Here is a 24426-nt window from a genome sequence, read left to right on the forward strand (position 1 = left end):
ACTTTGGAAATCCGAATCAATCCCAAACCGAGAATCGGCGTGCTTCGAACAACCAATCCGGGCAGAAAGATGGTGGTAATGACTGAATTGTCGCACTTTTCTGATCAGTGGTTCCGCGATCCATGGTATGGTTGCGCTAAACATCGCCTTGGTGGCGCTAACTCGGGAAACCGGCCTGTTCACCGCATTGAGCCACGTGTAAAAGGCAGCGCATATGGTGCCCTGACGATGCGGCCGATTGAGCGGACATGGTCGATGCCGGCGCCGAAACAGGAGATACGACCTAATGACATCTGGACGGGTAAACCCAAATTTTCGCCTAGAGGATCAGGGCATCGCGGGGGTTGAGAACGTACACTACAATCTCCTGGAGCCTGCGCTCATCGAGAACGCCTTGCGTCTCGGCGAAGGCGCGTTGGGCCGGGGCGGATCATTCATGGTCGAAACCGGCAAATTCACCGGGCGCTCTCCAAAGGACAAGCATGTCGTCATGTCCGACACCACCAGGGACACGATCTGGTGGGACAACAACGCAGCGATGGAGCCGGAAGCGTTCGATCGCCTCTATGACGACATGATCGAGCATATGAAGGGCCGCGAGTATTTTGTTCAGGACATGTATGCCGGGGCCGATCCGATCTATCGCGAGAACGTCCGCCTGGTAACCGAACTGGCCTGGCATGGCCTCTTCATCCGCCACATGTTCCGCCGCCCCGATCGTGAAGATCTTGACAGCTTTGTCGCGGATTACACTGTCATCAACTGCCCCAGCTTCAAGGCCGATCCCGAGCGCCATGGCTGTCGCAGCGAAACCGTGATCGCCGTGAATTTCGATCGCAAGCTGATCCTGGTCGGCAGCACCGAATACGCGGGCGAAAACAAGAAATCGATCTTCTCGATGCTGAACTACCTGCTGCCGGAAAAAGGCGTCATGCCGATGCATTGCTCGGCCAATCATGCGGTTGGAAATCCGGTCGACTCGGCGATCTTTTTCGGCCTGTCCGGCACCGGCAAGACCACCCTGTCTGCCGATCCGGACCGGATCCTGCTGGGAGATGACGAACATGGCTGGTCTGAACGTGGCATCTTCAACTTCGAGGGTGGCTGCTATGCCAAGACCATCAACCTGAGCCCCGAGGCAGAGCCCGAGATCTACGCGACGACATCCAAATTCGGGACGGTCATCGAAAATATGGTCTATGACGCGGATACGCGGAAACTGGACTTCAAGGATGACAGCCTGACCGCCAACATGCGCTGCGCCTATCCGCTGGACTACATCTCGAACGCATCGGCTACGGCGATTGCCGGTCATCCCAAGAATATCATCATGCTGACCTGCGATGCCTTTGGTGTGTTGCCTCCGATCGCCCGGCTGACCCCGGCGCAGGCGATGTATCATTTCCTCTCCGGGTTCACCTCCAAAATGGCCGGAACCGAGCGCGGTATCACCGAAGCACAGCCGACGTTCTCGACCTGCTTTGGCGCACCGTTCATGCCGCGCCGGCCCGAAGTCTATGGCAACCTGCTGCGGGACAAGATCGCCCAGCATGGCGCGACCTGTTGGTTGGTGAACACCGGCTGGACCGGCGGCGCCTATGGAGTCGGAAGCCGGATGCCGATCAAGGCGACCCGTGCGCTGCTCACCGCCGCGCTGGATGGTTCACTGAGCGATGTGGAATTCCGCAAGGATCCCAACTTTGGCTTTGAGGTTCCCGTCGATGTGCCCGGCGTGCCCGACGTCCTTCTGGACCCGCGCCGCACATGGAACGACACGGCAGGTTATGACAAGCAAGCGGCCAAACTGGTCACAATGTTCTCGGACAACTTCGAGCAATACCTGCCGTTTATCGACGAAGACGTGAAGGCCGCTGCAATCGGTTGAAACTTGTATATCTTGAGACTCAAATCGCCCCGAGTTTCGGGGGGATTTTTTTTGAGGAATGTCCGCAGGCTGTATTGATCCGCGATGCAGGACAAGGCGGTCATAGGGTTGTGTCAATGACGCCAACCGTTCAGTGTCTCAGCCCTATTGTTCTTCTCTAATGGGCAGAGGTACCATCCATGCAAATCGTCACACATTCATGGCTCTTTTGGGCTATGCTCGCGGCAGTCTTTGCGGCATTGACGGCAGTTTTTGCCAAGGTGGGGGTGGCAGAGATCAACTCGAACTTCGCGACCTTTCTTCGCACTATGGTCGTTGTAGTTGCATTGGGTTTGCTGGTCTCGGCTACCGGGGAAACGCAACCACTCTCAACGATTTCGATCAAGACGAGCTTGTTTCTGGTTCTGTCTGGCTTGGCGACCGGTGCTTCCTGGCTGTGCTATTTCCGGGCACTCCAACTCGGGAAAGTCTCGCAGGTGGCACCAATAGACAAGCTTAGCGTCGTCATTGTGGCTCTGATCGCTGCGATGTTTCTTGGCGAGAAGATGTCGATGACCGGCTGGAGCGGTGTGGGTTTGATCGGCATCGGCGCATTTCTCGTCGCAGTGGCTTAAAGCGTTCCGCGTTAAGCCTGAATCACCTAACGCTGCCTGAAATCATAGATTTCAACGCGTTAGGTGACACCAGATGATCCAAATTAAACGCGAAACGTTCTAGATCAGTTTTTTGGGAAATCGGGGCTCAAAACAGCTCAACGCAGTAGCCGGACACGCCGACTTTTTCCAATCCAGCGGCCGTCGTGCCGCGTCTCTGCGCTCGCGAACTACCCCATCAGCCCGCGTCGCACGAGGTTCAGCCCGGCGACCAGCAACACCACCAGCGTCACCTTGCGGAACGTTCGCTGGTCGATCCGATCCTGCAGCCGCCCGCCCGCCCACATGCCAAGCATGGCCGGCACGACAAGCGCGACAGACAACGGCAAAGTCGTCGCCCGCAATACGCCCGAGCTGACATGCGCACCAAGGAGCGCCAGCGCGCCCAGCCCATAGATCACGCCCTGCACGCGCATCTGTTCCGCCTTGGGCGTGTTCAGCGCCGTCAGATAGGCCACCGTCGGCGGCCCCCAGATGCCGGACAGCCCGCCGATGAAGCCTGCGACGGCTCCGATCAGCGCCTCCACCCATTTGTTGGGTTCGCGCAGGGTAAATCCGAGCCCCGCAAGTTGCGCAAGCGAGAAGAACGAGACCGGTATGCCGATCATCATGAAGAACGTTGCGTCCGACACGCTGCGCAGGAGTTGGGCACTGCTGACCAGAAAGACGAACCCGACGATCAGGAACACACCAAATCGCCGGACCGAGGCAAGCGCCGCGCGCGGTCCATGCCCAAGCGCCTGAACGCAGTTGGCAGTCACCGTCGGCAGAATCAGCCCGGCCAGCACCAGTTCCGGGGCAAGGAACATCCCCAGTCCTGAAACGATGATCATAGGCAGGGCAAACCCGACCATGCCTTTAACAAGTCCCGCAACCGCCGTAATTGCAAATGCAAGAAGAAAGGCACTGGGACTCAGCAGGGCAAAAAGTGATTCCATGCCTGTTATTACCACCACAGTCGCGTGCTGCACCGCCAAAATGACGCGCAACTTTCGAACATAGGGCGCGGCATCAACGTATTTTTGTTGCGCTGCAACTGCGAAATGATTAGGACCGGGCGGAACGAAAAGGAAGAGTGTCTCATGGCCCACGACGGACAGGATCAGACGATGACAAATCAAGAGAACGGGGCGGTGATTCTGCCCGATCTGCTGAAACTCACCGCCGCCGCCCTGCCTGCGGTTCAGAGCTATCTTGACAAGGCGCGCGACAGTGTCCGCACCCGGGTTGTCGAGGGTGACCGCGTATCGGGCGCATTGATCGAGGCCAACCAGACAGCGGCGCACGGGCTGGCGTGGCTGGCGACCTACGCGCAGAGCCTGCAACAGATGCAGGCTTGGGCCGACCGGTTGCAGGCAGACGGCAAGTTTGGCGAGATCGAGCAACTGATCCACCAGATCGCCTTTGGCGAGTACCTGCACCAGATTGCGGGCGGCATCCCGATGAACCAGGGCGAAATCCTGAGATTGCAGGAGCTTGGCCTGAGTTGGGACGCCCTGTCGGGATTTCACTGCGCCGAGGTGCAAACCCTGATGGCCAGCGGAAACACACAGGCGGTGCGCACCCGTCTTGTCGACCTGATGCAGGAACAATCCGCCAATTTCATGTTTGGTGCATCCGGACTCGACGACGAATTGGAAATGATCCGCGAACAATTCCGCCGCTATGCCATGGACAAGGTCGAACCCCATGCGCACGAGTGGCACCTGAAGGATGAATTGATCCCGATCGAGATCATTGATGACCTCGCCGAAATGGGCGTATTCGGCCTGACCATTCCCGAGGAGCATGGCGGGTTCGGCCTCTCGAAGGCGTCGATGTGCGTGGTGTCCGAAGAGTTGTCACGCGGCTACATCGGTGTTGGCAGCCTTGGCACCCGCAGCGAAATCGCGGCCGAATTGATCATCGCGGGCGGCACGGACGAGCAAAAGGCCAAATGGTTGCCCAAGATTGCCAGCGCAGAGATCCTGCCCACCGCTGTGTTTACCGAACCCAATACCGGGTCCGATCTCGGCAGTCTGCGCGCCCGCGCAGTGAAGGACGAAAACGGCAATTACAAGGTCACAGGCAACAAGACGTGGATCACCCATGCCGCACGTACGCATGTCATGACCCTGCTGGCACGAACCAATCCTGACAGCACCGATCACCGGGGGCTGTCGATGTTTCTGGCCGAAAAGACGCCGGGCACCGACAGCGAGCCATTCCCGACACCGGGCATGACAGGTGGCGAGATCGAGGTGCTTGGGTATCGCGGCATGAAGGAGTACGAACTGGCGTTTGACGGGTTTGAGGTCAAGGGCGAGAACCTGCTTGGCGGCGAAGAGGGAAAGGGTTTCAAGCAACTGATGCAAACCTTCGAATCCGCCCGTATCCAGACGGCCGCCCGCGCCATCGGCGTGGCGCAATGCGCGCTGGATATTGCCATGCAATATGCTCAGGAGCGCAAGCAGTTCGGAAAATCGCTGATCGACTTCCCACGCGTTTCCGGCAAGCTGGCGATGATGGCGGTCGAGATCATGATTGCACGCCAGTTGACCTATTTCTCGGCTTGGGAAAAGGACAACGGGCACCGCTGTGATCTGGAGGCCGGAATGGCAAAGCTGCTTGGCGCGCGGGTGGCCTGGGCAGCAGCAGACAATGGCTTGCAAATTCATGGCGGCAATGGATTTGCGCTGGAGTACAAGATTTCCCGTGTGCTGTGTGATGCCCGCATTCTGAACATCTTTGAAGGTGCCGCAGAAATTCAGGCACAGGTGATTGCCCGGCGCCTTCTGAGCTGATCCGAGAGGCACACGCCAAGATTTGGTGCGGCAAGGCCATTTGGGCTTTGCAACGTCAATCGATCCCCAAAGGTCGCTCCTGGTCGCGACAAGTACCGGAGAAACCCATCCCAAAGGATAGGTTCCTACCCTATCGCGCTTGCAACCTATACGTGGGTTACGGTGTGTTCACTCCCGCAATACTGTATTCACTTTCTGATATGTTGATGGGAGACTACCGGGGAATGGAACACTCACAGGATTTGGGTTGGATCGTGGACGCACTGATTGACCTGAACATCTATTGCGAACGCGAAGGGCTTGCCGGCATCTCTGATCATCTCATTCAAGCCATCGAATCCATCGCTCCGACCGTTCGTAATTTGCCGATTACCAGTCTTCATCCGAAAATTGCTCCGGAACATCTCAAGGTTCTCGCCGTGCTCGAACAACGCGGATAAGCTGACTCTTCGCTTGCAACGTGTAGGGCAAGGTGCCAATCCCGTGAGGACACATGCACCGAGCCTGTTTGATCATCGTGGCGCTGAGCCTGACACACTGCACCCGCGACGAAACGGTCGCTGCCTATGGCGGCGCGGACCGCGTCTGGATACTTGCGGAGCTCGGCAATCAGCGCGTTGGAACCCCGATCACCCTTACCTTTCCCGGTTTGGGCAGGATTGCCGGACAGGGTCCCTGCAACACCTACACCGCCAAAATGCTGGCGCCCTACCCCTGGTTTGAAACCGCGAATATTGTCCGAACTCGAACAAACTGCGCTGACCTGGCATTTGAAGATCAATATGTCGAAGCGTTGGCTGGCATGACCCAATCCGAAGTGAGCGGTTCAACGCTTGTGCTTCGAAACGATGCAGGGCGGGAAATGGTGTTTGTTGCGCGCGATTAGTGCATTCGACACAGCATTGGCACATCCGAACATCTTGCGCCTCAGCCGCGATCTGCCTTGAGCACCTCGACAAAGCGCAAGCGCGCTTCAGGCGGTGGCTTGTTTCCCAAAGCAGGGGCGAGCCGCTCTTTCAGGAAATAGCCGGTGGTGCCGAGCGCCTGAAGGATCTCGTCGTCAGACGCGTCGCCCTCGCCCCGCAGGATCGGCGGCAGGGGCAACATCCGGTCGGCCCATTGGCCGGCCCCGGCACGGGACACCGCACGGCCTGATTTGGGAGAGACATAGATCAGCCCATCCGTGACCCCGGTTGCCGCGCAGCTGGAAAGATCAAGGCCAAAGCCCATGTCATCAAGCAACGCAAGTTCCCACCTCAGATAGGCCAGTGGCCAGACTTCGTTCTGACCAAGGAGATCCAGCAATTGTTCGCTGCGCTTGTAGAGCGCCCCATGTGCCTCGCGCTCGGGCAAGCAGAAGGACAGCAACGACGTAACTGCATTCAACCCGGCGAGCGCCATCCGCCCCGACATGGCAGCAGCCGCACGGCTGCGCAGCGGCTCCACCTGATAACTTCCGATGTGATCTTCGAGACGCGCGCGCCAGAGCAGATCAAGCTGAGCACCCGGTTGCAAAACCGGCGCGATCTTGCGACTGGCACCGCCCCGGACCACGCCCGCATGGCGCCCGTGCTCCTCGGTAAAGACGTCGATGATCGCCGCGGTTTCTCCGTGACGACGCATGGTCAGAAGGATGCCGTGATCGCGCCATTCCATACCGCACTAACTCATGCAAATCAGCCGAATTCAAGAGATCGCCGTGAGGGTCAGACACGGGCGCAATTCGGGCTAGTCAGCCAATCCCGGTTCGTCCAGCAAATTGCGCCCGGCACGGTCCTCTATCTCGACCACCCAGAGATCCGGGTCAAACCCACGCTGGCGGGCAATCGCGGCATCCACCTCGAATTCGGACCCCTGCAACAACGTAATCCAGCGCCGATCGCCGGTCATGAGATCAAAACTGCGTTGAAAGGCGGTCGCCTGCCCATCCAGCGTGTTGAGCTTGATCAGAACGGCCCCCGCCGTGTCATCCCCGTGCGCGACAACAAAGGCGGGAATATCCATGCCACGCAGGCGCGCCAGATAGGACTGCACCCAAAATTGCGCGGTCAGGCGGACCATCAGGCACCGTCTTTGAAATCGAGACCCATTTCGGAGTAGCGCTCTGACTCTTCCAGCCAGTTGGGCCGCACCTTGACCTGAAGGAACAGATGAACCTTGCGCCCCAGAAACTCACTGAGGTCCTCGCGCGCGGCCTTGGACACGGCCTTGATGGTCTCGCCCCTGTGGCCCAGCACGATGCCCTTGTGCCCATCGCGCACCACATAGATGATCTGATCGACCCGGGCCGAGCCATCCTTGCGTTCTTCCCAGTTCTCGGTTTCCACTGTCATCTGATAGGGCAATTCCTGATGCAGCCGCAGGGTCAGCTTTTCGCGCGTCATCTCGGCGGCGATCATGCGCATAGGCAGATCGGCGATCTGGTCTTCAGGATAGAGCCAGGGCCCCTCGGGGACTTCGCCAGCCAGCCAGTCTCGCAGCGTTTGAATCCCATGCCCTTTTTCGGCGGAAATCATGAAGGTCTCGGCAAAGCCGTAGCGGTCGTTCATCTCCTTGGCCAGGGCCAGCAACACCTCGGATTGGACCCGGTCAATCTTGTTGATGGCCAAGGCAATCTTGCGGCCCTTGCCGATATCGGACAGCCCTTCGAGAATACGCTCCACGCCTTCGGTGACACCGCGATGGGCCTCGATCAGCAGAACCACCACGTCGGCGTCCGCCGCTCCGCCCCAGGCGGCGGCAACCATGGCCCGGTCAAGGCGGCGGCGCGGTTGGAACAGGCCTGGTGTGTCGACAAATACGATCTGGCTGTCGCCTTCCATCGCCACACCGCGAATGCGTGCGCGGGTGGTTTGCACCTTGTGGGTGACGATCGAAACCTTTGCCCCGACCATGCGGTTCAAAAGTGTCGATTTACCCGCGTTGGGCTCCCCGATCAGCGCGACAAATCCGGCGCGTGTCATGTCTGCTTCTCCAGTTTCTGCAACAGCGCGGTGGCCGCGCCTTGTTCCGCCTGCCGTTTTGATCCGGCGCTGGCCCTTGCCTCTGCCCCGCTTTCCAGCTGCGCGGCAATGGTAAAGACAGGGGCATGATCAGGGCCGCTGCGTTCGAGTTCGACATAGGTTGGCGGCATCTGGCCGCGTGCCTGCGCCCATTCCTGCAAGGCCGTTTTGGCATCGCGTGCATCGGCCTCGACCCCGGCGACACGGTCGCCCCAGAGACGCAGGATCATGTCGCTGGCGGCCTCAAGACCGGCATCGCGATAGACGGCAGCAATCACCGCCTCCATGGCATCCCCGAGCAGCGCCTGTTTGCGTCGCCCGCCAGACAACATTTCCGAACGTCCCAGCTTGAGTACCGCGCCAAGTTCGATCTCTCTGGCCACATCGGCGCAGGTTTCCTTGCGCACCAGCGCGTTGAAACGCGGTGCCAACTGGCCTTCGCTGGCCGCCTCGTCCTTCTCGAGCAAGGCCGACGCCATCACCAGACCCAAAACCCGGTCCCCCAGAAACTCGAGCCGCTGGTTGTCCGACCGCGTCGGCGAGGACACAGACCCATGGGTCAGCGCACGAACCAACAGCTCTGGCCGAGCGAATTCATGGCCGATCCGGCGTTGAAACGCCTGCAGGTCGGCCCCCAGCTTCACTGCACCGCCTTGAAGAACCGATCGCCACGCCAGGTCCAGAAGAACAGCATGGAGCGGCCCGCCGAACTGAACATGATACGATCCGCGCGCCCGATCAGGTTCTCAAACGGCACGAAACCGACACCACCCGCGCTTTGAGGCACGCGGCTGTCCATGGAGTTATCGCGGTTATCACCCATGAAGAAATAATGCCCTTCCGGCACCAGATAGACGCCGGTGTTGTCCAAACCCTGATTGCCGATTTCCAGAATGTCGTGCGAGTTTCCATCCGGAAAAGTCTCGATCAGGCGCTGCTTTTCACAAGCTGCCCCCGGACCGACCGGCCCGTTGGAACAGCGCGGGCGGCTGCCCTGCGGCCCTTGCGGTTCGTAGGTTTCGATGAATACGCCATCGTCCTGCAACTGCACCGGCTGATCGTTGATCGACAACACACCGCCATTGATCTGAATCCTTTCGCCCGGCAGACCGACCAGACGCTTGATGAAGTCACGACCCGATACCGGGTGGCGGAACACGACCACATCCCCGCGCTCGGGCTCGGATCCGAACAGGCGGCCATTGTTCTGCGGGAACACGCCACAGACATCTTCGGCGTCGATATTGATGCCGATGCCCGGCATGATCACACTGGGACAGGACGCGTAGGAGTAACCGTAGGCCATCTTGTTCACAAACAGGAAGTCACCGATCAGCAGCGTCTCCTTCATCGAACCCGAGGGAATCCAGAAGGGCTGAAAGAACAGCGTACGAAACACACCGGCGATAAGCAGGGCGTAGACGATGGTCTTGATCGTCTCGACAATCGCGTTTCCTTTTGTGGCTTTCTCGGCCATGCGGATCTCCGGTATTGCTGGGTTGGGCGCTACATGCGGGGCGGCATGGTCAGTGTCAAGGCGCAGAGTCAGGGTTGGCGCGCGGGCGCGCCTCGATCACGACAAAGGCCTGGGCCCAGGGATGATCGTCGGTCAGGGTCACATGGATTATCGCCTCATGCCCCGGCGGCGTCATCTGTGCCAGCCGGTCAGCCGCCCAACCTGTGACCTCCATGACCGGCTGGCCGGAGCGCAGGTTGCTGACGGCCATGTCTTTCCAGGCGATCCCCATGCGCAACCCGGTTCCCAACGCCTTGGAGCACGCCTCTTTCGCGGCCCAGCGCTTGGCATAGGTCCCGGCCGTGTCCCGGCGTCGCTCCGCCTTTTGCTGCTCAATCTCGGTGAACACCCGGTTGCGGAACCGGTCGCCAAAGCGCTCAAGCGTCCCCTGGATGCGTTCGATATTTGCAAGATCGGTGCCGATGCCGAGAATCATTGATCTGTGGCCCCTTCATCGCCCCACCAATTGCGCAGGTATTCTGCGGTGTCTGCGGTGAAAGTCTCGTTCGCCCACTCTCTGAATGCGTCCCTGGCTTCGGATGCCCTGGTGCTCCAGTCGGGTGCCACCAGGCCGTCATAATATTCTGCAGCGGCGTCCCAAGCCGCTTGGGGCGTTGTCGTCACAATCCTCAAGAGCTCTTCGCCGCTTGGCAGTTCCTCGAAATCCGGCAATTGCTCGCGGATCATTGCGGTGCAATCAAACGCGTCCGTAGCCAACTGCCGCGCGGTCTCGTGGTCGGCTTCGGCGGCAAGTGCAGCTTCCAGTCCGGCCATATCGGCGGCGGTATCGCAGGCGTCCTTGACCTCAAGCGACAGTGCCCCGGCAATGACGGCTACCCCCACGACTGGAATTGCCTCGCCCGCGACCGATGAAATGTTGCGCACCGCACCGCGCTGAACCCGACGGCTGACGCGTTTGGTCGTTTCACGTCCGATTTTCTGCGCGGCCTTGCGCCGGGTCAGCCTTTCGCCCGCTTCGCGCGCCGCGACGGTGGTGACGCCCACGGCATTCAACGCACTGGAAGCGGCAGCATAGACCCCTGTCACCGTGAGAGTGGCGACGTTGAAGGCCAGAGAGGCAACCAACGCAAGAACCGCGAAAATTGTGGCGAAACGGCGGATCAGACGAAACGGCAGGCTCAGAAGCCAGAGGACGCTGCGCATCACACTCTCACGATACCCGGGCCTGATCCATCAGCCGCCGCATTTCGGAAATCGCGGGCTTCAACCCCAGGAAAATGGACTCGCCGATCAGAAAATGGCCGATATTCAACTCGCGTACCTCGGGAAACGCGGCCACCGGAGCGACGGTGTCATAGGTCAGCCCGTGACCCGCGTGTACTTCAAGCCCCAGAGAGTGGGCATAGGCCGACATCTCGCGCAAGGCGTCGAGTTCGCGTTGATGATCCTCCATCCGACCTTCCGAGAAGGCATCGCAATAGGCACCGGTGTGAAGTTCGATCACCTCGGCCCCGATCCGGTGCGCGGCCTCGATCTGACGTTTGTCTGCCGCGATAAAGATGGAAACGCGACAGCCGACGTCGCGCAGGGGGGCAATGAAATGCGCCAACCGGTTTTCCTCACGCGCGACCTCAAGCCCGCCTTCGGTGGTGCGTTCTTCGCGCTTTTCCGGCACGATACAGACAGCATGGGGTTTGTGACGCAATGCAATCGCCTGCATTTCATCGGTGGCCGCCATCTCGAAGTTCAGCGGGATGTTCAGTACGTCCATCAGCCCGTCGATATCTGCATCGCTGATATGTCGCCGATCTTCGCGCAGATGCGCGGTGATCCCATCCGCGCCCGCCTCTTCCGCCAACCGCGCGGCGCGCAGAGGATCGGGATATGTGCCGCCACGGGCATTTCTGACGGTGGCGACATGGTCGATATTCACGCCAAGGCGCAACTGGTGCTGTGTCATCTTACGGCTCTCGCTTCTCGGTCCAGCGGCAGCCTAGTGCATTTCAAAAGAAACATGAATCGTCTTTCGCAGCCTCGCTCCAACGAATTGTATCCGCGCATCCTATTCCGAGCGCCGAGCGGCGTCCTCCTCTGCCTCCGCCAATCTCCGGATCGCATCGAATTTCTTCTTGATCTGCTTCTTGCGCCGCTTTTGATAGGCACGGATGACCGGCACGCTCAAGACATAGCAAACCGTCGCCGCAATCATTCCCGGGATAATCCCTCCGACGAGATATGGCAGGAAAATCTCGCTATAGAAAACACTCAAACCCTGCCAGTCGGGCTCGCGATCTGAAAAGATGGCGACAAAATTGCTCTGGAGATCATGCGCGGCATCGATGAACTTGCCGCCAAATGACCTTGCGGCACCCTCTTCGAATTCCGTACCCAGAATGAAATGTCCGGTCTTGAGCGAGGCGAATCCGATCGGCACATAGGTCAGAGGATTCCCGAAGAATGTCGCCATCAATGCCGCGAGGATATTGCCGTGGATCACTCGGGAGATCAGGAACGCCACCAGAAAATGCATCGTATAAAATGGCGTGAACGTCGTGAAGACCCCAGCCCAAATTCCGCGCGCTATGCGTTCGGGCGTGTCTGGCAGACGTCTGACGCGATGTTTGACGTAGTGAAAGGCGCGGGTCCAACCCCCTTTGGGATATAGGAAATCCGCAATCGCGCGCAGCACTGAGCGTCGGTCACGGCGTCTAAATACCAAGGCGGTTTCCCCTTCGGTCCCGGTCCTGCTTAGCTGACCGCGGCGTGAACCTTGGCCTTTTCTCGAAACCGCTCGACAGCAGCAACATCGCTTTCCGCCTCGAGCGCCAACATCAGCGAGAGCAGTTGTTCCACATCCCGCAGTTCTACGTTGACAATAAGACGATAAAAATCCGGTTTCCTGTCAACGAACTCAAGATCGCTGATATTGGCCTTTTTTTCTCCGATCAACGTGCAAATTCGACCAAGCACTCCAGCGTCATTGCCGATTGTCAGATCCAGCGTCGCGCCATAGACCGCCGGATGGGTGCCGCTGTGCCAATGCAGGTCAACCCAGCGTTCCGGTTGTTCTTCATACTCGCTGAGCCGATCACAATCGATCGCATGCACCACGACGCCTGTGCCACGAAAGGTGATGCCGACAATCCGTTCGCCCGGCAATGGCTGGCAACAGGGTGCGCGTTCAAACGACTGTCCGGCGTTGAGACCGATGACCGCGCGCCGCAGCGGAATCTGATCGCCCTCGTCAGGGGCGAGATCGGGATAGACCGCCTGTACCACATCATGCGCGGTGAGCTCAGCGCTGCCCAACCGGGCCAGCAGCTCCTTGCGGTCCTTGAGCCGCAAATGCCGGGCCGCCGTCGCCAGTGCCTTGTCGGTCGCTTTGCGGCCAACATGATCAAACGCGGCACGGGCGAGTTCCTGGCCAAGTTTGACAAACCGCTCGCGGTCGACTTCCCGCAAGGCTCTGCGAATGGCGGTTCGCGCCTTGCCGGTCGTGGCGATGTCGAGCCATGTGGCCTGGGGAGTCTGGCCTTCCGCAGTGATGATCTCGACCGATTGCCCGTTCTTGAGCCGCGTCCAGAGCGGTACACGCAACCCATCGACCTTGGCGCCGACACAGGCCCCGCCGATGCGGGTGTGAATGGCGTAGGCATAATCAATCGGTGTCGCGCCACGCGGCAGTTTCACCACGTCTCCCTTGGGGGTAAAGCAGAACACCTGGTCCGAATACATCTCGAGCTTGACCGCTTCGAGAAAATCTTCGTGATCTTCCTCGGCATCAAACTGTTCGGTCAGGCTCGAAATCCATTTGGCGGGATCGACCGCGAAGGGGTTCTCGGTACGGACCCCGTCGCGATAGGACCAGTGGGCCGCCACGCCGGTCTCGGCCACATCATGCATCTGGCGTGTGCGGATCTGGACCTCGACGCGCTTGCCGTCCCGGCCCGAAACAGTGGTATGGATCGACCGGTAACCGTTGGATTTCGGTTGGCTGATGTAGTCCTTGAAGCGTCCTGGCACCGCCCGCCAACGCTGATGAATTGCACCGAGCGTGCGATAGCAATCCTCTTCGCTGGCCGTGATGATACGGAAACCGTAGATATCGGACAGACGCGAAAACCCCTGCTCCTTTTCCTGCATCTTTCGCCAGATCGAATAGGGTTTCTTGGCGCGGCCAAAGACCTCGGCCTCGATCCCGGCCTTGTCCAGTTCGCTGCGCATGTCTCCGGTGATCCGATGAATGACGTCGCCGGTTTCCCGCTGCAACGTGATAAAGCGTCGGATGATCGACTGACGGCCTTCGGGATTGAGCACGCGAAAGCTCAGGTCTTCGAGTTCCTCGCGCATCCACTGCATCCCCATGCGGCCGGCGAGTGGCGCATAGATGTCCATGGTTTCGCGCGCCTTTTGCACCTGCTTTTCCTGGCGCATGGACTTGATGGTGCGCATGTTGTGCAGACGGTCGGCCAGCTTGACCAGAATGACCCGCAGGTCCTTGGACATCGCCATGAAAAGCTTGCGGAAATTCTCGGCCTGCTTGGTCTCGTGGCTGGACAGTTGCAGGTTGGTGAGTTTCGTCACCCCGTCGACCAGTTCGGCCACTTCGCGCCCGAACCGGCTCTCGACCTCCTTGAAGGACGCCTTGGTGTCCTCGATCGTATCGTGCAGGAGCGCGGTGATGATCGTGGCGTCATCCAGCCGCTGTTCGGTCAGAATGGCGGCGACAGCAATAGGATGGGAAAAATAGGGTTCGCCGGATTGGCGAAACTGGCCGTCATGCATCTGGGTGCCGTAGTCATAGGCGGCTGCGATGCGAGCGGCGTTTGTTTTCGGGTTGTAGTTGCGGACCAGCGCAATCAAGTCTTCAACTGCAATCATCTGGTCCGCACCCCGGAGTGTCGCGCTCTGGTCAGCCCTGGCCTTGGGCCTCCATCAACTGACGCAGCAACATCTCTTCAGACATGTCATCCTCGGCGGGCTTGTCGGCCTCTGCCCCCATCAGCAGCGCCATGGAGTCGTCTTCGGGCTCGTCAACTTCGATCTGGGTCTGGTTGCTCTCGATCAGACGCTCGCGCAGATCATCGGCACGCTGGGTTTCCTCGGCGATCTCGCGCAGGGAAACGACAGGGTTCTTGTCATTGTCGCGATCAACGGTGATCGCACCACCCGCGGAAATCTCGCGCGCACGGTGGGCGGCAAGCATTACCAGCTCGAACCGGTTCGGGACCTTGTCAACACAATCTTCGACCGTAACGCGGGCCATAGGCGACTCTCCAACAGCAAGTTTCTTTCAGAAAGAGGACGTTTAGTCGGGATCGCACCGATTGACAAGCGCAGAATGCCGCGGCGCAAAGCCCTAAATCGGACGCACGGCCGCCCTTTCATCCTCCGGCAATGCCGCACAAAGCGCGCGCACTGACACCTTGAGCACTGGATGCACCCAGTCCGGAGCGACATCTGCCATCGGTACAAGCGCAAAGGCCCGATCCTGCAAGCGTGGATGAGGCAGGATGAGCTCGTCCGGAGTCGCCCTGATCTGTTCCGCCGCAGGCAGGTCGCGCCAATGTGATTGCCGCGTGAGGTCTGGCAGGATCAATTGATCAAAGGCAAGCAAATCCGCATCCAGTGTCCGCATGCCCCAACGCTGAATCCGCTCACGCTGAAAGGCGGCCTCGACCTCGTGCATCCGGTCCAGCAGTCGCTCTGGCGAAAGCGACGTTTCCAGAGCGACAGCCGCGTTCACATAGTCCGGCCCCGCACCCGCAGGGAAACACGGCGTCGCATAAAAGCGGCTGACAGAACGAATCACCACATCGCGACTTGCCAGCATCTGCACTGCTTTCCGTAGCGTCGTTGCCGTAGGGGAACCCTGGAATGGCAGGTTTCCGCCCAGCCCAACAACGATATTTGACCGATTTCCGAACATTTTTGACCCATTTTCACAATACCGGTACACTTGCGGTACTTGTCGAATTTCCTATTTTAAGCGTACCGACGCGTCAATTTTTACCACTCACTCACTCACGGAGCGTGTCGGGCCGTATTACCGGAAGGATCATTTGATGTTTTATAAGGACGAACGGCTCGCGCTGTTCATCGACGGTTCGAATCTGTATGCCGCCGCCAAGGCGCTTGGCTTCGATATCGACTACAAGCTATTGCGACAGGAATTCATGCGCCGAGGCAAGATGCTGCGTGCATTCTACTACACCGCTTTGCTTGAAAACGATGAATACTCGCCGATCAGGCCACTGGTGGACTGGCTTCACTACAACGGGTTCACCATGGTGACCAAACCCGCCAAGGAATATACCGACAGCATGGGGCGTCGGAAGGTCAAAGGAAACATGGATATCGAGCTGACGGTGGACGCGATGGAACTCGCGCCGCGTGTCGATCATATCGTGCTGTTTTCCGGCGACGGCGATTTCCGCCCCCTCGTGGCCAGCCTGCAACGTCAGGGGGTACGGGTTTCGGTCGTCTCCACGATTCGCAGCCAGCCTCCGATGATCTCGGATGAACTGCGTCGGCAGGCGGATAACTTCATCGAGCTCGAAGAGCTCAAGGAAGTGATCGGACGCCCGCCGCGGGAAATGCCGAGTGAAGCCCGAACCGTTGCAACGGCGGCAGCTGGCGGTCGGTAAAGGACCGTCGCACAGGAAACAGGCAGGGGCGGCGTAATCGCTGCCCCGACATCGGGGTGCGCTGCACTCCGATTGCTGTATCGTTGAGCACGATCGGTTGTGCCGGTCTCGATGATGCCGTTGGCGCAAGAGAATCGAGCGGCGACTCTGGACCATCGGGGCGCAAAGACCTAGGTCTCTGCCCAAGGAGACCACAGATGCCAAAACCCCCGATGACCCTCTACCTTGCAGCCCCGCGCGGGTTTTGCGCCGGTGTCGATCGGGCGATCAAGATCGTCGAAATGGCCCTGCAGAAATGGGGCGCACCGGTCTATGTACGCCACGAAATCGTGCACAACAAATTCGTTGTCGACGGACTGAAAGCCAAAGGCGCTGTCTTTGTCGAAGAACTGGATGAATGCCCCGATGACCGGCCGGTGATCTTTTCCGCGCACGGCGTCCCAAAATCGGTCCCGGCGGCAGCCGCCGCGCGGGAGATGATCTATGTGGATGCCACCTGCCCTCTGGTCAGCAAGGTTCATATCGAGGCGCAGCGCCACGCGGAAAACGGGCTGCAGATGATCATGATCGGCCACAAGGGACACCCGGAAACTGTCGGCACGATGGGCCAGCTTCCTCCGGGCGCGGTCCTCCTGGTGGAAACCGTTGCAGATGTCGCAACCGTGAACGTCCGCGATCCGGACCGGATTGCCTTTGTCACCCAGACCACCCTGAGCGTCGACGACACCGCCGATATCGTCGTGGCCCTGACAGAACGCTTTCCGAACATCGTCGGCCCGCACAAGGAAGACATCTGCTATGCCACCACCAATCGTCAGGACGCGGTCAAGGCGATGGCCCCCTTGATCGATGCGATGCTGGTGGTGGGGGCCCCGAATTCATCAAATTCCCGACGTTTGGTAGAGGTCGGGCTCAAGGCGGGTTGTCCCTATTCCCAACTCGTGCAGCGCGCTGACGATATTGACTGGCGTGCCCTTAAAGGGGTCACGAGCATCGGCATCACCGCCGGCGCTTCTGCACCAGAGGTCCTGATCGACGAAGTGATTGCCGCCGTGCAAGCTCGCCATGACGTCACCATCCAAAAGTTGGAAACCGCCGTTGAAACGGTCGAATTCAAGGTTCCACGGGTGCTGCGAGCCTAGGAAGAGGGGCAGATGATGACCGGCATTCCCAGGGTTCCGCTGATCCTCGGCCTGGCTGGCCTGGTTCCTTTTCTCTGGGGGGCGGCAACCTATCTGAACGGTGATCTTGCCGCCTGGGGCGCATCGCGGTTCGGACCGCGCTTTGTCGGCCCCTATGTCCAACTCTTTTACGGGTCGGTGATCCTCTCGTTCATGTCCGGTGTTCTCTGGGGCTTTGCCGCCATGGCGCGTGGCACGCGGGCAGCGTTCGGGTACGGGCTGTTGGTGATCCCCGCGCTCTGGGCGTTCTTCATGACGGGCGGTGGACCAATCACTGCGGGAACCAACCTGATCTTCGGATTTGCCGGTCTGCTGCTTCTTGATTTTGCGTTCGCGCACTGGGGACTCGCGCCGTCCTGGTGGACACGGCTGCGCGTACTGCTGACAACTGTCGTCATCTTGTGTCTGCTGGTCGGAGTGCTGCTATGAGCGAACGTGAAACCCTGAACGTCTATGACGATCAAGCCGAGACCTATCAGAAGATCATGGCCGATTGGGACGACCCCGCATTTGCCGATTTCCTTGCGGAAATGCCCCGGGGCGGCGCGGTGCTCGATCTCGGTTGTGGCCCGGGACACGCGGCAGCGCGCATGGCCGACACCGGGCTGCACGTCATCGCAACAGATGGTTCACTGGAAATGATCCGCCTTGCCGCACAACATCCCGGCGTCTCGGCCAGGCAGGCGACCTTTGACGAGATTGACGGTCAGTCGATCTATGATGGCATCTGGGCGAGCTTTTCGCTGCTCCATGCCCCGCGTGCAAAGTTCCCCCTGCACCTTGCCGCCCTTCACCGCGCCGCCAAACCCGGTGCACGGCTGCATCTGGCGATGAAACTCGGCCGCGGCGAGGCGACAGATCGGCTGGGCCGGTTCTACAGCTACTACAGCCGCGACGAGTTGGAACAGTATCTGCAAGAGGCCGGTTTCACGGTTGCATCCCACCGCACCGGCAGGGAAAAGGGGCTGGCCGGAACCCTTGATGAATGGATCGCCATAGCCGCCCATGCCTGATCTGATTGCCTATACCGACGGAGCCTGCTCCGGAAATCCCGGCCCCGGTGGCTGGGGTGTCTTGTTGCGTGCGATGGACGGCGAACGCGTCATCAAAGAGCGCGATATATGCGGCGGCGAAGCCGATACCACCAACAACCGGATGGAGCTGCTGGCGGCCATAAATGCGCTGAACGCGCTGGATCGCGCCAGCCCGATCACGATCGTGACCGATAGCCAGTATGTTAAGAATGGCGTCACCAGCTGGATTCACGGCTGGAAAAGGAACGGCTGGAAAACCGCAGCGAAAAAGCCGGTCAAGAATGCCGACCTCTGGCAGCAACTTGACACGGCACAGGCGCGGCATAACGTGACCTGGGAATGGGTCAAGGGCCACGCCGGACACCCGGAAAACGAACATGCCGACGAACTCGCCCGCGCCGGGATGGCCCCGTTCAAGACCAAGGCAGCAGGCAAATGAGTTTTCTGGCGCTGCTGGATTTCAGCTCGGTTCTGGTCTTTGCCCTGACCGGCGCGCTGGTTGCCAGCCGGGCGCAGCTCGACCTTGTTGGCTTTGCCTTTATCGCCTGCCTGACGGCCGTTGGTGGTGGGACCGTGCGCGACGTTTTGCTGGGGCGCGATCCGGTCTTCTGGGTCGGGCAGCCCGCCTATGTGTTGATCTGCGTGGCGGCGGCGATCTTTGTGTTCTTCACCGCGCATCTTGTCGAAAGCCGCTATCGCTGGCTTTTGTGGCTCGACTGCTTTGCGCTTTCAATTGCCGTCGCGGCGGGGACAGGCGTTGCCCTGTCCTTTGGTCAGCCCGGTGTGATCGTCGTGCTGATGGGGGTCGCAACCGGCTGTCTGGGCGGGCTGATGCGCGATGTCGTGGTCGGTGAAATTCCTCTGGTACTGAAGCAGGGAGAGCTTTATGCCACCGCAGCCCTTGCCGGATCGGGTGCCGCGATGATTGCGCTGAGTGTGGGCATCCCAACGCGCCCCGCACTGCTGATCGCGGCGGCCACATGCGGCATACTGCGTGCAGGGTCCCTGATCTTTGGCTGGAGCCTGCCGGTCTATAAAAGCCGCCCGCCGAAGGTCTAATCGGTCATAGATGCCCAAGAAAGCAGCGTGCGTGAAACTGGCGTGCCACCAAAGGGCAAGGCCGCGCATGTCTTTTTCGTCGAATTCTGAAACGATCTAACGCCGATAGCGCTGCCAAAGCCAGATCAGCAACATCGCGCCCAGCACCGCGCCGACAAATCCCGCCATTGCGCCCATGATCGTGGTCAACGTCCGCAGGATCAGTCCGCCGATCAATGCGCCCGCAATCCCGATGAACATGGTGGTGGGAATATCCGATTCGAAGCGCATCAGCCGGGTTGCGATGAACCCGGCCGCCGCCCCGACAACCATTAGCATGATGATGCCCATATCACCGCCCTCCGCGGCGCCAGTGAGTTGGCACGATGATCAGGGCGCCGACCGACGAGGCGATGGCATTGAGACCGGGCGATCCGAACCCGATGCCGAACATCAGCCGCACGAAATAGAACAGGAACGCCCCGCCGATACAGATGATGATCGATGGCAGATACCCGTTGCGGGTAAACCCGGTCTTTTCCCCGACATAGCCGACGAGTCCGGCAATCACCACGGTCCCTATCAGGGTCGGAAACATCGTGCCTCTCCTAAAGCTGCGTGCCCTTTGGCACCGGGCATCCGCGCAGGAATGTCTCTGCATCCTGCGCGCCTTTGCCTGCCCGCTGCAAGCGCAAGAGCGATATTGCGCCGTTTCCGCAGGCAACGGTCAGGAAATCGTCCTGCACCTGGCCCGGCGGCCCCGCCCCGGAAGCAAGCCGTGAGGCCAGCACCTTTATCCGCTGTCCCGCAATTTCGGTCCATGCTCCGGGAAAGGTCGACAGGCCGCGAATCTGGCGGTCGATTTCGACCGCTGGCCGCGCCCAATCGATCCGTGCCTCGGCCTTGTCGATCTTTGCGGCATAGGTGACGCCCGTGTCCGGCTGCGGGGCCGGTGGCAGGTCATCCAACCGTTCCAGCGCCTGCACGATCAGGTCGGCTCCCATCGCGGACAACCGATCATGTAATTCTGCGGTGATTTCCTCTGTGCCGATCGCGGTCTCGGCACGCATCAGGACCGGGCCGGTGTCCAACCCAGCCTCCATCTGCATGATGCAAACGCCGGTTTTCGCATCTCCGGCCATGATGGCGCGGTGAATTGGGGCAGCTCCTCGCCAACGCGGCAACAGGCTGGCGTGGATGTTCAGACAGCCGCGTGTCGGGGCGTCCAGTATCGCCTCTGGCAGAATGAGGCCATAGGCGACAACAACAGCGATATCGGCATTCAGCGCCCGCAACGCGACCTGTGCCGTCTTGTCGCGCAGCGATACCGGATGCCTTACGGCAAGACCTATCGCCTCGGCGCGAGCCTGTACCGGGCTGGGGCGCTCTTTCTTGCCGCGTCCGGCGGGTCGCGGGGGCTGGCAATAGACGGCCGCGATCTCATGTCCGTCCGCAACCAGCGCATCCAGCACCGGCACCGAAAAATCGGGCGTTCCCATGAAGATAATGCGCATGTCTGCCTCCGTCAGGCGGGGATTAATCCGCCAGTTTCCTTGCCTTGCGCAAGAGCATGTCGCGCTTCACCTTGGACAGACGATCAAAATACAAGCGCCCGTTCAAATGGTCGATCTGGTGCTGCACACTGGTCGCCTCGATGCCCACGAAATCGCGCCGCGTGATCACACCGGTTTCGTCCAGATAGCGCACCGTCACAGCGCGTGGGCGCGTGATCTTGGCGGACAGGCCCGGCAAATTCGGGCTGGCTTCCTCATGTTCGCGCAGTTCGACCGAGGCATGCAGGATTTCCGGATTGGCAAGCCGAACGGCCTTGCCCCGCTCGGTCGAGCCGTCCACAACTGCCAGACGCAGCATCACGCCGATCTGCGGAGCCGCGAGGCCAACGCCCGGCATTGCCTCCATCGTGTCGATCATGTCGTCCCAGATCGCGCGGATCTCGTCAGTGATCTTATCGACCTTTGCCGCCGGCGTGCGCAGGCGTTTGTCGGGCCATGGAATACAGCGGCGCATGGTCATGGCTGCACCGCATATCGGGATTCGGCCGCCTTGCGTGTGGGCGCGTCCAGATGCTGGAGTGTCACGATACCGTTCAGATGATCCAACTCATGCTGCGCGCACCGCGCCCATGTCCCGTCAAACCTCTGGGCCTGCTCTTGGCCTTGCGCATCGGTCCAGACCATGACCACCCAATCGGGCCGGTTGATCGTCGTGGTGATACCGGGAATGGACAAACATGCTTCCTCGGCGTCCGATTTACGCTCGGACGTCTCGATGATCCGCGGGTTTACAAAAACCATCGGGCTGGGTTCCGCTTCCTTCCAGGAGACGTCGATCACAAACAGGCGCTTCATCACCCCGACCTGAGGTGCCGCCAGACCACGACCGGGCGCGGCATACATGGTGTCAAACAGGTCGGCAATCAGATCGCCAATGTCCTCGCCCGCATTCACCGGTTCGCAGATCGTCTTCAACCGCGTATCGGGCCAGCGCAAAATCGGCAGAACGGCCATTTCAGTCGCGCGCCCGTTCGCGTTTCAGTTTTTGCATCTTGCGTGTGATCATCTGCCGTTTCAGGGGTTTCAGATAGTCGATGAACAGCTTGCCGTTCAGATGGTCGATCTCGTGCTGCACACAGGTCGCCCAGAGCTTGTCAAAACTCTGCTTTTGCGGATTCCCCTGCTGGTCGACCCACGCCACCTCGACCTCGGCGGGCCGGGTCACTTCCGCATATTGGTCCGGAATCGACAGACAACCTTCCTCGTAAACGCTGGTTTCGTCCGAAACCGCGACGATCTCGGGGTTGAACATCACGGTGGGGCGCGGGGCCGCGCCTTCTTCCTTGACGCAATCCAGCACGATCAGCCGCTGCATCACGCCAACCTGCGGCGCGGCAAGGCCAATGCCCGGCGCGTCATACATGGTCTCAAGCAGGTCATCCGCCAGTTTGCTCAGTTCACCGGTGATGTCGTCAACCGGGGAACAGACCTTTTTCAGGCGGGGGTCGGGATGGATCAGAATGGGCCTTTTCATGCCGTTTCATTTAGGCGATTGCCCCGCGCATCGCAACGCCCCTTGCACCGCGGATCAAACCCGATAGCTTGCGCCGCAAACAAGGAGAGCCGCATGACCTTCAACGACCCGATCGACCGCCGCGGGACCCGGAGCAGCAAGTGGGACAAAATGGAGGCGCTGTTTGGTGTCTCGGCCGTTGACGGGCTGGCCATGTGGACCGCCGATTCCGACTACCCCACCGCGCCCTGCGTGATCGAAGCCCTGCGGCAGGCAGCGGATCTTGGAGTCTTTGGCTACTCCTGGGAATATCCGGAATATCTGGCCGCCGTGAAATGGTGGATGCGCAATCGCCATGGGTGGGACGTCGACACCGACTGGATTCTCACGTCGCAGGGCCTCGGCAATGCCATTGCCCTCTGTCTCGATGTCTGGAGCAAACCGGGCGATGGTGCGGTCATCTTTACGCCCGTGTACCACGAGTTTGCCGCCAAGATTAAAAAGACCGGGCGCGAAGTCGTCGAATGCCCGCTGGTCCGCGAGGGCGATACCTATGCACTTGATCTCGACGATGCTCAGAGCCGGCTGAGCGGGACCGAAAAACTGCTGATCTGGTGCTCTCCGCAAAACCCGTCGGGGCGCATCTGGACTGGCGACGAATTGCGCGCCGTGGCCGGTTTCGCCGCGCGCAACGGCCTGATCCTGATCAGCGACGAAATCCACCATGACCTGATCATGCCCGGTAACAGCTTTGTACCCATGGACATCGCCAGCCCCGGCACCCGCGCCAATGCGGTCTATCTGACGGCCGCATCAAAGACGTTCAACATCGCAGGCCAGCGGACCGGCAACATGATCATCCCCGACGCGGATCTGCGCGCTGCCATGCGCAAACGGCTCAGCACACTTGACTATGCCCCGAGCGCCCTGGGGGTGAGAATGATCGAGGCGGCCTATTCCCCCGAAGGCGCCGATTGGGTGGACGGGCAGATACGGCATCTGGATGGCAACAGAAGGCTTTTTGACGACGCCATAGCATCGATTCCGGGACTCTGGTCGATGCCGCTTCAGGCAACTTACCTTGCCTGGGTCGACTTTTCAGGAGCCGGCATGGATGACCCCGAAATAGAGAAGAGGCTGCGCGTGGACGCCAGGATCGCGACCTCGCCCGGCGTCGGGTTCGGTACCGGGGGACGGCAATTCCAGCGTTTCAACCTGGCGACTCAGAGATACCGGGTCGAGGAGGCCTGCAATCGTCTGCGCGAGGCGTTCTCGGACCTGCAGTAATCAGTCGCGGGGCAGCAAACCCATGGGCGCATCCGGTTCTCGATAGTGATCCAGAGGCGCCTTGTCCGACGCGGCCGTGTTGCGTTTGAATTCATATCGCCGTTCACCGGCCTCGGATTCCGAGGCGATGATCAGGCACTGACAGACGTGCCGCCCTCCATCGTAAAGGTCAACGAGCCCGCGCAGCAAGGGCGCGGTTTCCTCTTCGACAGAGAAACCGTCGCGCCACTGTCTCAGAACCGGGAAATAGATGTCACCAACCTGGACCCGCAGGCGGCTCACCTTTTTCAACGCCGCAAGGCGCGCCACATTCAATTGCAAACGAACATCATCAGAAACATAAGTCGACACGAGCTTGACCTCCCCAGGCTGCGAGCAAAGCCTGCCGCCCCCCCGGATTATTTCAACCCCT

Annotated in this window: 32 protein-coding genes; 12 read left to right on the forward strand and 20 right to left on the reverse strand. The window is 60.0% G+C overall.

The genetic code is table 11. The features are described from left to right. The first annotated feature begins 286 nt into the window (after positions 1–286). Both QO231_RS02815 and QO231_RS02820 read left to right on the forward strand, forming a co-directional pair. On the forward strand, positions 287–1885 hold the full coding sequence (locus tag QO231_RS02815; protein WP_316773139.1) for a phosphoenolpyruvate carboxykinase: 1599 nt from the start codon (positions 287–289) through the stop codon (positions 1883–1885). A 179-nt stretch (positions 1886–2064) separates the two neighbouring features. After that, positions 2065–2499 carry an EamA family transporter gene (locus QO231_RS02820; RefSeq protein WP_316773141.1) on the forward strand — a complete coding sequence of 145 codons (435 nt, stop codon included), beginning with the start codon at positions 2065–2067 and terminating at the stop codon, positions 2497–2499. A 209-nt stretch (positions 2500–2708) separates the two neighbouring features. Here the strand turns inward: QO231_RS02820 and QO231_RS02825 are convergent, their stop codons facing one another. Continuing rightward, positions 2709–3476 (reverse strand): sulfite exporter TauE/SafE family protein, encoded by a 768-nt coding sequence (locus tag QO231_RS02825; RefSeq protein ID WP_316773143.1) that lies wholly within the window; start codon positions 3474–3476, stop codon positions 2709–2711. A gap of 144 nt (positions 3477–3620) precedes the next feature. On the opposite strand from QO231_RS02825, the gene QO231_RS02830 reads away from it, so the two are divergent. The 3 genes from QO231_RS02830 to QO231_RS02840 all read left to right on the forward strand — a co-directional run bounded on the left by QO231_RS02830 (position 3621) and on the right by QO231_RS02840 (position 6207). Beyond that, positions 3621–5321 (forward strand): acyl-CoA dehydrogenase family protein, encoded by a 1701-nt coding sequence (locus QO231_RS02830; RefSeq protein WP_316773145.1) that lies wholly within the window; start codon positions 3621–3623, stop codon positions 5319–5321. A gap of 254 nt (positions 5322–5575) precedes the next feature. Next, positions 5576–5761: a hypothetical protein gene (locus tag QO231_RS02835; RefSeq protein WP_316773147.1), complete on the forward strand. Its 186-nt coding sequence runs from the start codon at positions 5576–5578 to the stop codon at positions 5759–5761. Positions 5762–5814: 53 nt separating this feature from the next. After that, positions 5815–6207, forward strand: a complete 393-nt coding sequence (locus QO231_RS02840; RefSeq protein WP_316773149.1) for an META domain-containing protein — start codon at positions 5815–5817, stop codon at positions 6205–6207. A gap of 41 nt (positions 6208–6248) precedes the next feature. Here the strand turns inward: QO231_RS02840 and recO are convergent, their stop codons facing one another. The 12 genes from recO to folK form a co-directional block, all read right to left on the reverse strand. Next, positions 6249–6977 (reverse strand): DNA repair protein RecO, encoded by a 729-nt coding sequence (gene recO / locus QO231_RS02845; protein WP_316773151.1) that lies wholly within the window; start codon positions 6975–6977, stop codon positions 6249–6251. 72 nt (positions 6978–7049) lie between these two features. Continuing rightward, positions 7050–7382 carry a DUF1491 family protein gene (locus QO231_RS02850; RefSeq protein WP_316773153.1) on the reverse strand — a complete coding sequence of 111 codons (333 nt, stop codon included), beginning with the start codon at positions 7380–7382 and terminating at the stop codon, positions 7050–7052. Next, entirely contained in the window at positions 7382–8284 is a 903-nt protein-coding gene (era, locus tag QO231_RS02855; RefSeq protein ID WP_316773155.1) for a GTPase Era, read from the reverse strand. Before era ends, QO231_RS02850 begins: the two co-directional genes overlap by 1 nt. Then, positions 8281–8967: a ribonuclease III gene (rnc, locus tag QO231_RS02860; protein ID WP_316773157.1), complete on the reverse strand. Its 687-nt coding sequence runs from the start codon at positions 8965–8967 to the stop codon at positions 8281–8283. The genes era and rnc overlap by 4 nt, the downstream gene beginning before the upstream one ends. Further along, complete coding sequence (gene lepB / locus QO231_RS02865; RefSeq protein ID WP_316773159.1) at positions 8964–9800, reverse strand: signal peptidase I; 837 nt, start codon at positions 9798–9800, stop codon at positions 8964–8966. Before lepB ends, rnc begins: the two co-directional genes overlap by 4 nt. Before the next feature lie 55 nt (positions 9801–9855). Further along, positions 9856–10275, reverse strand: coding sequence for a holo-ACP synthase (gene acpS / locus QO231_RS02870; RefSeq protein ID WP_316773161.1), 420 nt, complete (start codon positions 10273–10275; stop codon positions 9856–9858). Then, entirely contained in the window at positions 10272–11003 is a 732-nt protein-coding gene (locus tag QO231_RS02875; RefSeq protein WP_316773163.1) for a hypothetical protein, read from the reverse strand. Before QO231_RS02875 ends, acpS begins: the two co-directional genes overlap by 4 nt. A 7-nt stretch (positions 11004–11010) precedes the next feature. Continuing rightward, positions 11011–11760: a pyridoxine 5'-phosphate synthase gene (locus QO231_RS02880; RefSeq protein WP_316773165.1), complete on the reverse strand. Its 750-nt coding sequence runs from the start codon at positions 11758–11760 to the stop codon at positions 11011–11013. A gap of 102 nt (positions 11761–11862) precedes the next feature. After that, positions 11863–12519 (reverse strand): DUF2062 domain-containing protein, encoded by a 657-nt coding sequence (locus QO231_RS02885; protein WP_316773168.1) that lies wholly within the window; start codon positions 12517–12519, stop codon positions 11863–11865. Positions 12520–12548: 29 nt separating this feature from the next. Beyond that, positions 12549–14681 (reverse strand): RelA/SpoT family protein, encoded by a 2133-nt coding sequence (locus QO231_RS02890; RefSeq protein WP_316773171.1) that lies wholly within the window; start codon positions 14679–14681, stop codon positions 12549–12551. A 31-nt stretch (positions 14682–14712) separates the two neighbouring features. Continuing rightward, positions 14713–15066, reverse strand: a complete 354-nt coding sequence (rpoZ, locus tag QO231_RS02895; RefSeq protein ID WP_316773174.1) for a DNA-directed RNA polymerase subunit omega — start codon at positions 15064–15066, stop codon at positions 14713–14715. 93 nt (positions 15067–15159) lie between these two features. Continuing rightward, positions 15160–15729 (reverse strand): 2-amino-4-hydroxy-6-hydroxymethyldihydropteridine diphosphokinase, encoded by a 570-nt coding sequence (folK, locus tag QO231_RS02900; RefSeq protein WP_316773177.1) that lies wholly within the window; start codon positions 15727–15729, stop codon positions 15160–15162. A 136-nt stretch (positions 15730–15865) separates the two neighbouring features. On the opposite strand from folK, the gene QO231_RS02905 reads away from it, so the two are divergent. The 6 genes from QO231_RS02905 (at position 15866) to QO231_RS02930 (ending at position 19721) form a co-directional block, all read left to right on the forward strand. Then, positions 15866–16447, forward strand: a complete 582-nt coding sequence (locus QO231_RS02905) for a LabA-like NYN domain-containing protein (protein ID WP_316773180.1) — start codon at positions 15866–15868, stop codon at positions 16445–16447. 197 nt (positions 16448–16644) lie between these two features. After that, positions 16645–17589, forward strand: coding sequence for a 4-hydroxy-3-methylbut-2-enyl diphosphate reductase (gene ispH / locus QO231_RS02910; protein WP_316773183.1), 945 nt, complete (start codon positions 16645–16647; stop codon positions 17587–17589). Positions 17590–17604: 15 nt separating this feature from the next. Further along, on the forward strand, positions 17605–18057 hold the full coding sequence (locus QO231_RS02915) for a DUF3429 domain-containing protein (RefSeq protein WP_316773843.1): 453 nt from the start codon (positions 17605–17607) through the stop codon (positions 18055–18057). Beyond that, positions 18054–18641, forward strand: coding sequence for a class I SAM-dependent DNA methyltransferase (locus tag QO231_RS02920; RefSeq protein WP_316773186.1), 588 nt, complete (start codon positions 18054–18056; stop codon positions 18639–18641). Before QO231_RS02915 ends, QO231_RS02920 begins: the two co-directional genes overlap by 4 nt. Then, on the forward strand, positions 18634–19101 hold the full coding sequence (rnhA, locus tag QO231_RS02925) for a ribonuclease HI (RefSeq protein WP_316773189.1): 468 nt from the start codon (positions 18634–18636) through the stop codon (positions 19099–19101). Before QO231_RS02920 ends, rnhA begins: the two co-directional genes overlap by 8 nt. Beyond that, positions 19098–19721, forward strand: a complete 624-nt coding sequence (locus tag QO231_RS02930; RefSeq protein ID WP_316773191.1) for a trimeric intracellular cation channel family protein — start codon at positions 19098–19100, stop codon at positions 19719–19721. Before rnhA ends, QO231_RS02930 begins: the two co-directional genes overlap by 4 nt. Before the next feature lie 96 nt (positions 19722–19817). Here the strand turns inward: QO231_RS02930 and QO231_RS02935 are convergent, their stop codons facing one another. The 6 genes from QO231_RS02935 to def (QO231_RS02960) are packed head-to-tail and all read right to left on the reverse strand — an operon-like array spanning position 19818 to position 22748. Then, positions 19818–20051 (reverse strand): GlsB/YeaQ/YmgE family stress response membrane protein, encoded by a 234-nt coding sequence (locus tag QO231_RS02935; RefSeq protein WP_316773193.1) that lies wholly within the window; start codon positions 20049–20051, stop codon positions 19818–19820. Between the two features lies 1 nt (position 20052). Continuing rightward, on the reverse strand, positions 20053–20298 hold the full coding sequence (locus QO231_RS02940; RefSeq protein ID WP_316773197.1) for a hypothetical protein: 246 nt from the start codon (positions 20296–20298) through the stop codon (positions 20053–20055). Between the two features lie 10 nt (positions 20299–20308). After that, the gene (gene fmt, locus QO231_RS02945) at positions 20309–21214 is read right to left on the reverse strand and encodes a methionyl-tRNA formyltransferase (RefSeq protein ID WP_316773199.1); all 906 of its coding nucleotides are present in this window, start codon (positions 21212–21214) and stop codon (positions 20309–20311) included. A 22-nt stretch (positions 21215–21236) separates the two neighbouring features. Beyond that, complete coding sequence (gene def / locus QO231_RS02950) at positions 21237–21734, reverse strand: peptide deformylase (RefSeq protein ID WP_316773201.1); 498 nt, start codon at positions 21732–21734, stop codon at positions 21237–21239. Further along, positions 21731–22228, reverse strand: a complete 498-nt coding sequence (gene def / locus QO231_RS02955) for a peptide deformylase (protein ID WP_316773203.1) — start codon at positions 22226–22228, stop codon at positions 21731–21733. Before def (QO231_RS02955) ends, def (QO231_RS02950) begins: the two co-directional genes overlap by 4 nt. Before the next feature lies 1 nt (position 22229). After that, positions 22230–22748, reverse strand: coding sequence for a peptide deformylase (gene def / locus QO231_RS02960; protein ID WP_316773204.1), 519 nt, complete (start codon positions 22746–22748; stop codon positions 22230–22232). 93 nt (positions 22749–22841) lie between these two features. Here def (QO231_RS02960) and QO231_RS02965 point away from each other — a divergent pair, with 93 nt between their 5' ends. Next, positions 22842–24014 carry a MalY/PatB family protein gene (locus QO231_RS02965; protein ID WP_316773206.1) on the forward strand — a complete coding sequence of 391 codons (1173 nt, stop codon included), beginning with the start codon at positions 22842–22844 and terminating at the stop codon, positions 24012–24014. Here QO231_RS02965 and QO231_RS02970 read toward each other — a convergent pair whose 3' ends face one another. Further along, positions 24015–24365, reverse strand: a complete 351-nt coding sequence (locus QO231_RS02970; protein ID WP_316773208.1) for a hypothetical protein — start codon at positions 24363–24365, stop codon at positions 24015–24017. Positions 24366–24426 lie beyond the last annotated feature (61 nt).

The organism is Sedimentitalea todarodis (genome assembly GCF_032595355.1).
Lineage (GTDB): Bacteria > Pseudomonadota > Alphaproteobacteria > Rhodobacterales > Rhodobacteraceae > Sedimentitalea > Sedimentitalea todarodis.

Coding starts and splice junctions, on each gene's coding strand:
- def (WP_316773204.1), bottom strand. CDS start 22,748: ATGAAAAGGCCCATTCTGATCCATCCCGACCCCCGCCTGAAAAAGGTC.
- recO (WP_316773151.1), bottom strand. CDS start 6,977: ATGGAATGGCGCGATCACGGCATCCTTCTGACCATGCGTCGTCACGGA.
- QO231_RS02940 (WP_316773197.1), bottom strand. CDS start 20,298: ATGTTTCCGACCCTGATAGGGACCGTGGTGATTGCCGGACTCGTCGGC.
- QO231_RS02825 (WP_316773143.1), bottom strand. CDS start 3,476: ATGGAATCACTTTTTGCCCTGCTGAGTCCCAGTGCCTTTCTTCTTGCA.
- fmt (WP_316773199.1), bottom strand. CDS start 21,214: ATGCGCATTATCTTCATGGGAACGCCCGATTTTTCGGTGCCGGTGCTG.
- QO231_RS02890 (WP_316773171.1), bottom strand. CDS start 14,681: ATGATTGCAGTTGAAGACTTGATTGCGCTGGTCCGCAACTACAACCCG.
- QO231_RS02915 (WP_316773843.1), top strand. CDS start 17,605: ATGACCGGCATTCCCAGGGTTCCGCTGATCCTCGGCCTGGCTGGCCTG.
- folK (WP_316773177.1), bottom strand. CDS start 15,729: ATGTTCGGAAATCGGTCAAATATCGTTGTTGGGCTGGGCGGAAACCTG.
- def (WP_316773201.1), bottom strand. CDS start 21,734: ATGACCATGCGCCGCTGTATTCCATGGCCCGACAAACGCCTGCGCACG.
- acpS (WP_316773161.1), bottom strand. CDS start 10,275: ATGATTCTCGGCATCGGCACCGATCTTGCAAATATCGAACGCATCCAG.
- QO231_RS02850 (WP_316773153.1), bottom strand. CDS start 7,382: ATGGTCCGCCTGACCGCGCAATTTTGGGTGCAGTCCTATCTGGCGCGC.
- QO231_RS02815 (WP_316773139.1), top strand. CDS start 287: ATGACATCTGGACGGGTAAACCCAAATTTTCGCCTAGAGGATCAGGGC.
- QO231_RS02820 (WP_316773141.1), top strand. CDS start 2,065: ATGCAAATCGTCACACATTCATGGCTCTTTTGGGCTATGCTCGCGGCA.
- QO231_RS02935 (WP_316773193.1), bottom strand. CDS start 20,051: ATGGGCATCATCATGCTAATGGTTGTCGGGGCGGCGGCCGGGTTCATC.
- QO231_RS02965 (WP_316773206.1), top strand. CDS start 22,842: ATGACCTTCAACGACCCGATCGACCGCCGCGGGACCCGGAGCAGCAAG.
- rpoZ (WP_316773174.1), bottom strand. CDS start 15,066: ATGGCCCGCGTTACGGTCGAAGATTGTGTTGACAAGGTCCCGAACCGG.
- QO231_RS02880 (WP_316773165.1), bottom strand. CDS start 11,760: ATGACACAGCACCAGTTGCGCCTTGGCGTGAATATCGACCATGTCGCC.
- QO231_RS02905 (WP_316773180.1), top strand. CDS start 15,866: ATGTTTTATAAGGACGAACGGCTCGCGCTGTTCATCGACGGTTCGAAT.
- QO231_RS02930 (WP_316773191.1), top strand. CDS start 19,098: ATGAGTTTTCTGGCGCTGCTGGATTTCAGCTCGGTTCTGGTCTTTGCC.
- def (WP_316773203.1), bottom strand. CDS start 22,228: ATGGCCGTTCTGCCGATTTTGCGCTGGCCCGATACGCGGTTGAAGACG.
- QO231_RS02875 (WP_316773163.1), bottom strand. CDS start 11,003: ATGCGCAGCGTCCTCTGGCTTCTGAGCCTGCCGTTTCGTCTGATCCGC.
- QO231_RS02830 (WP_316773145.1), top strand. CDS start 3,621: ATGGCCCACGACGGACAGGATCAGACGATGACAAATCAAGAGAACGGG.
- QO231_RS02920 (WP_316773186.1), top strand. CDS start 18,054: ATGAGCGAACGTGAAACCCTGAACGTCTATGACGATCAAGCCGAGACC.
- rnhA (WP_316773189.1), top strand. CDS start 18,634: ATGCCTGATCTGATTGCCTATACCGACGGAGCCTGCTCCGGAAATCCC.
- ispH (WP_316773183.1), top strand. CDS start 16,645: ATGCCAAAACCCCCGATGACCCTCTACCTTGCAGCCCCGCGCGGGTTT.
- era (WP_316773155.1), bottom strand. CDS start 8,284: ATGACACGCGCCGGATTTGTCGCGCTGATCGGGGAGCCCAACGCGGGT.
- lepB (WP_316773159.1), bottom strand. CDS start 9,800: ATGGCCGAGAAAGCCACAAAAGGAAACGCGATTGTCGAGACGATCAAG.
- QO231_RS02840 (WP_316773149.1), top strand. CDS start 5,815: ATGCACCGAGCCTGTTTGATCATCGTGGCGCTGAGCCTGACACACTGC.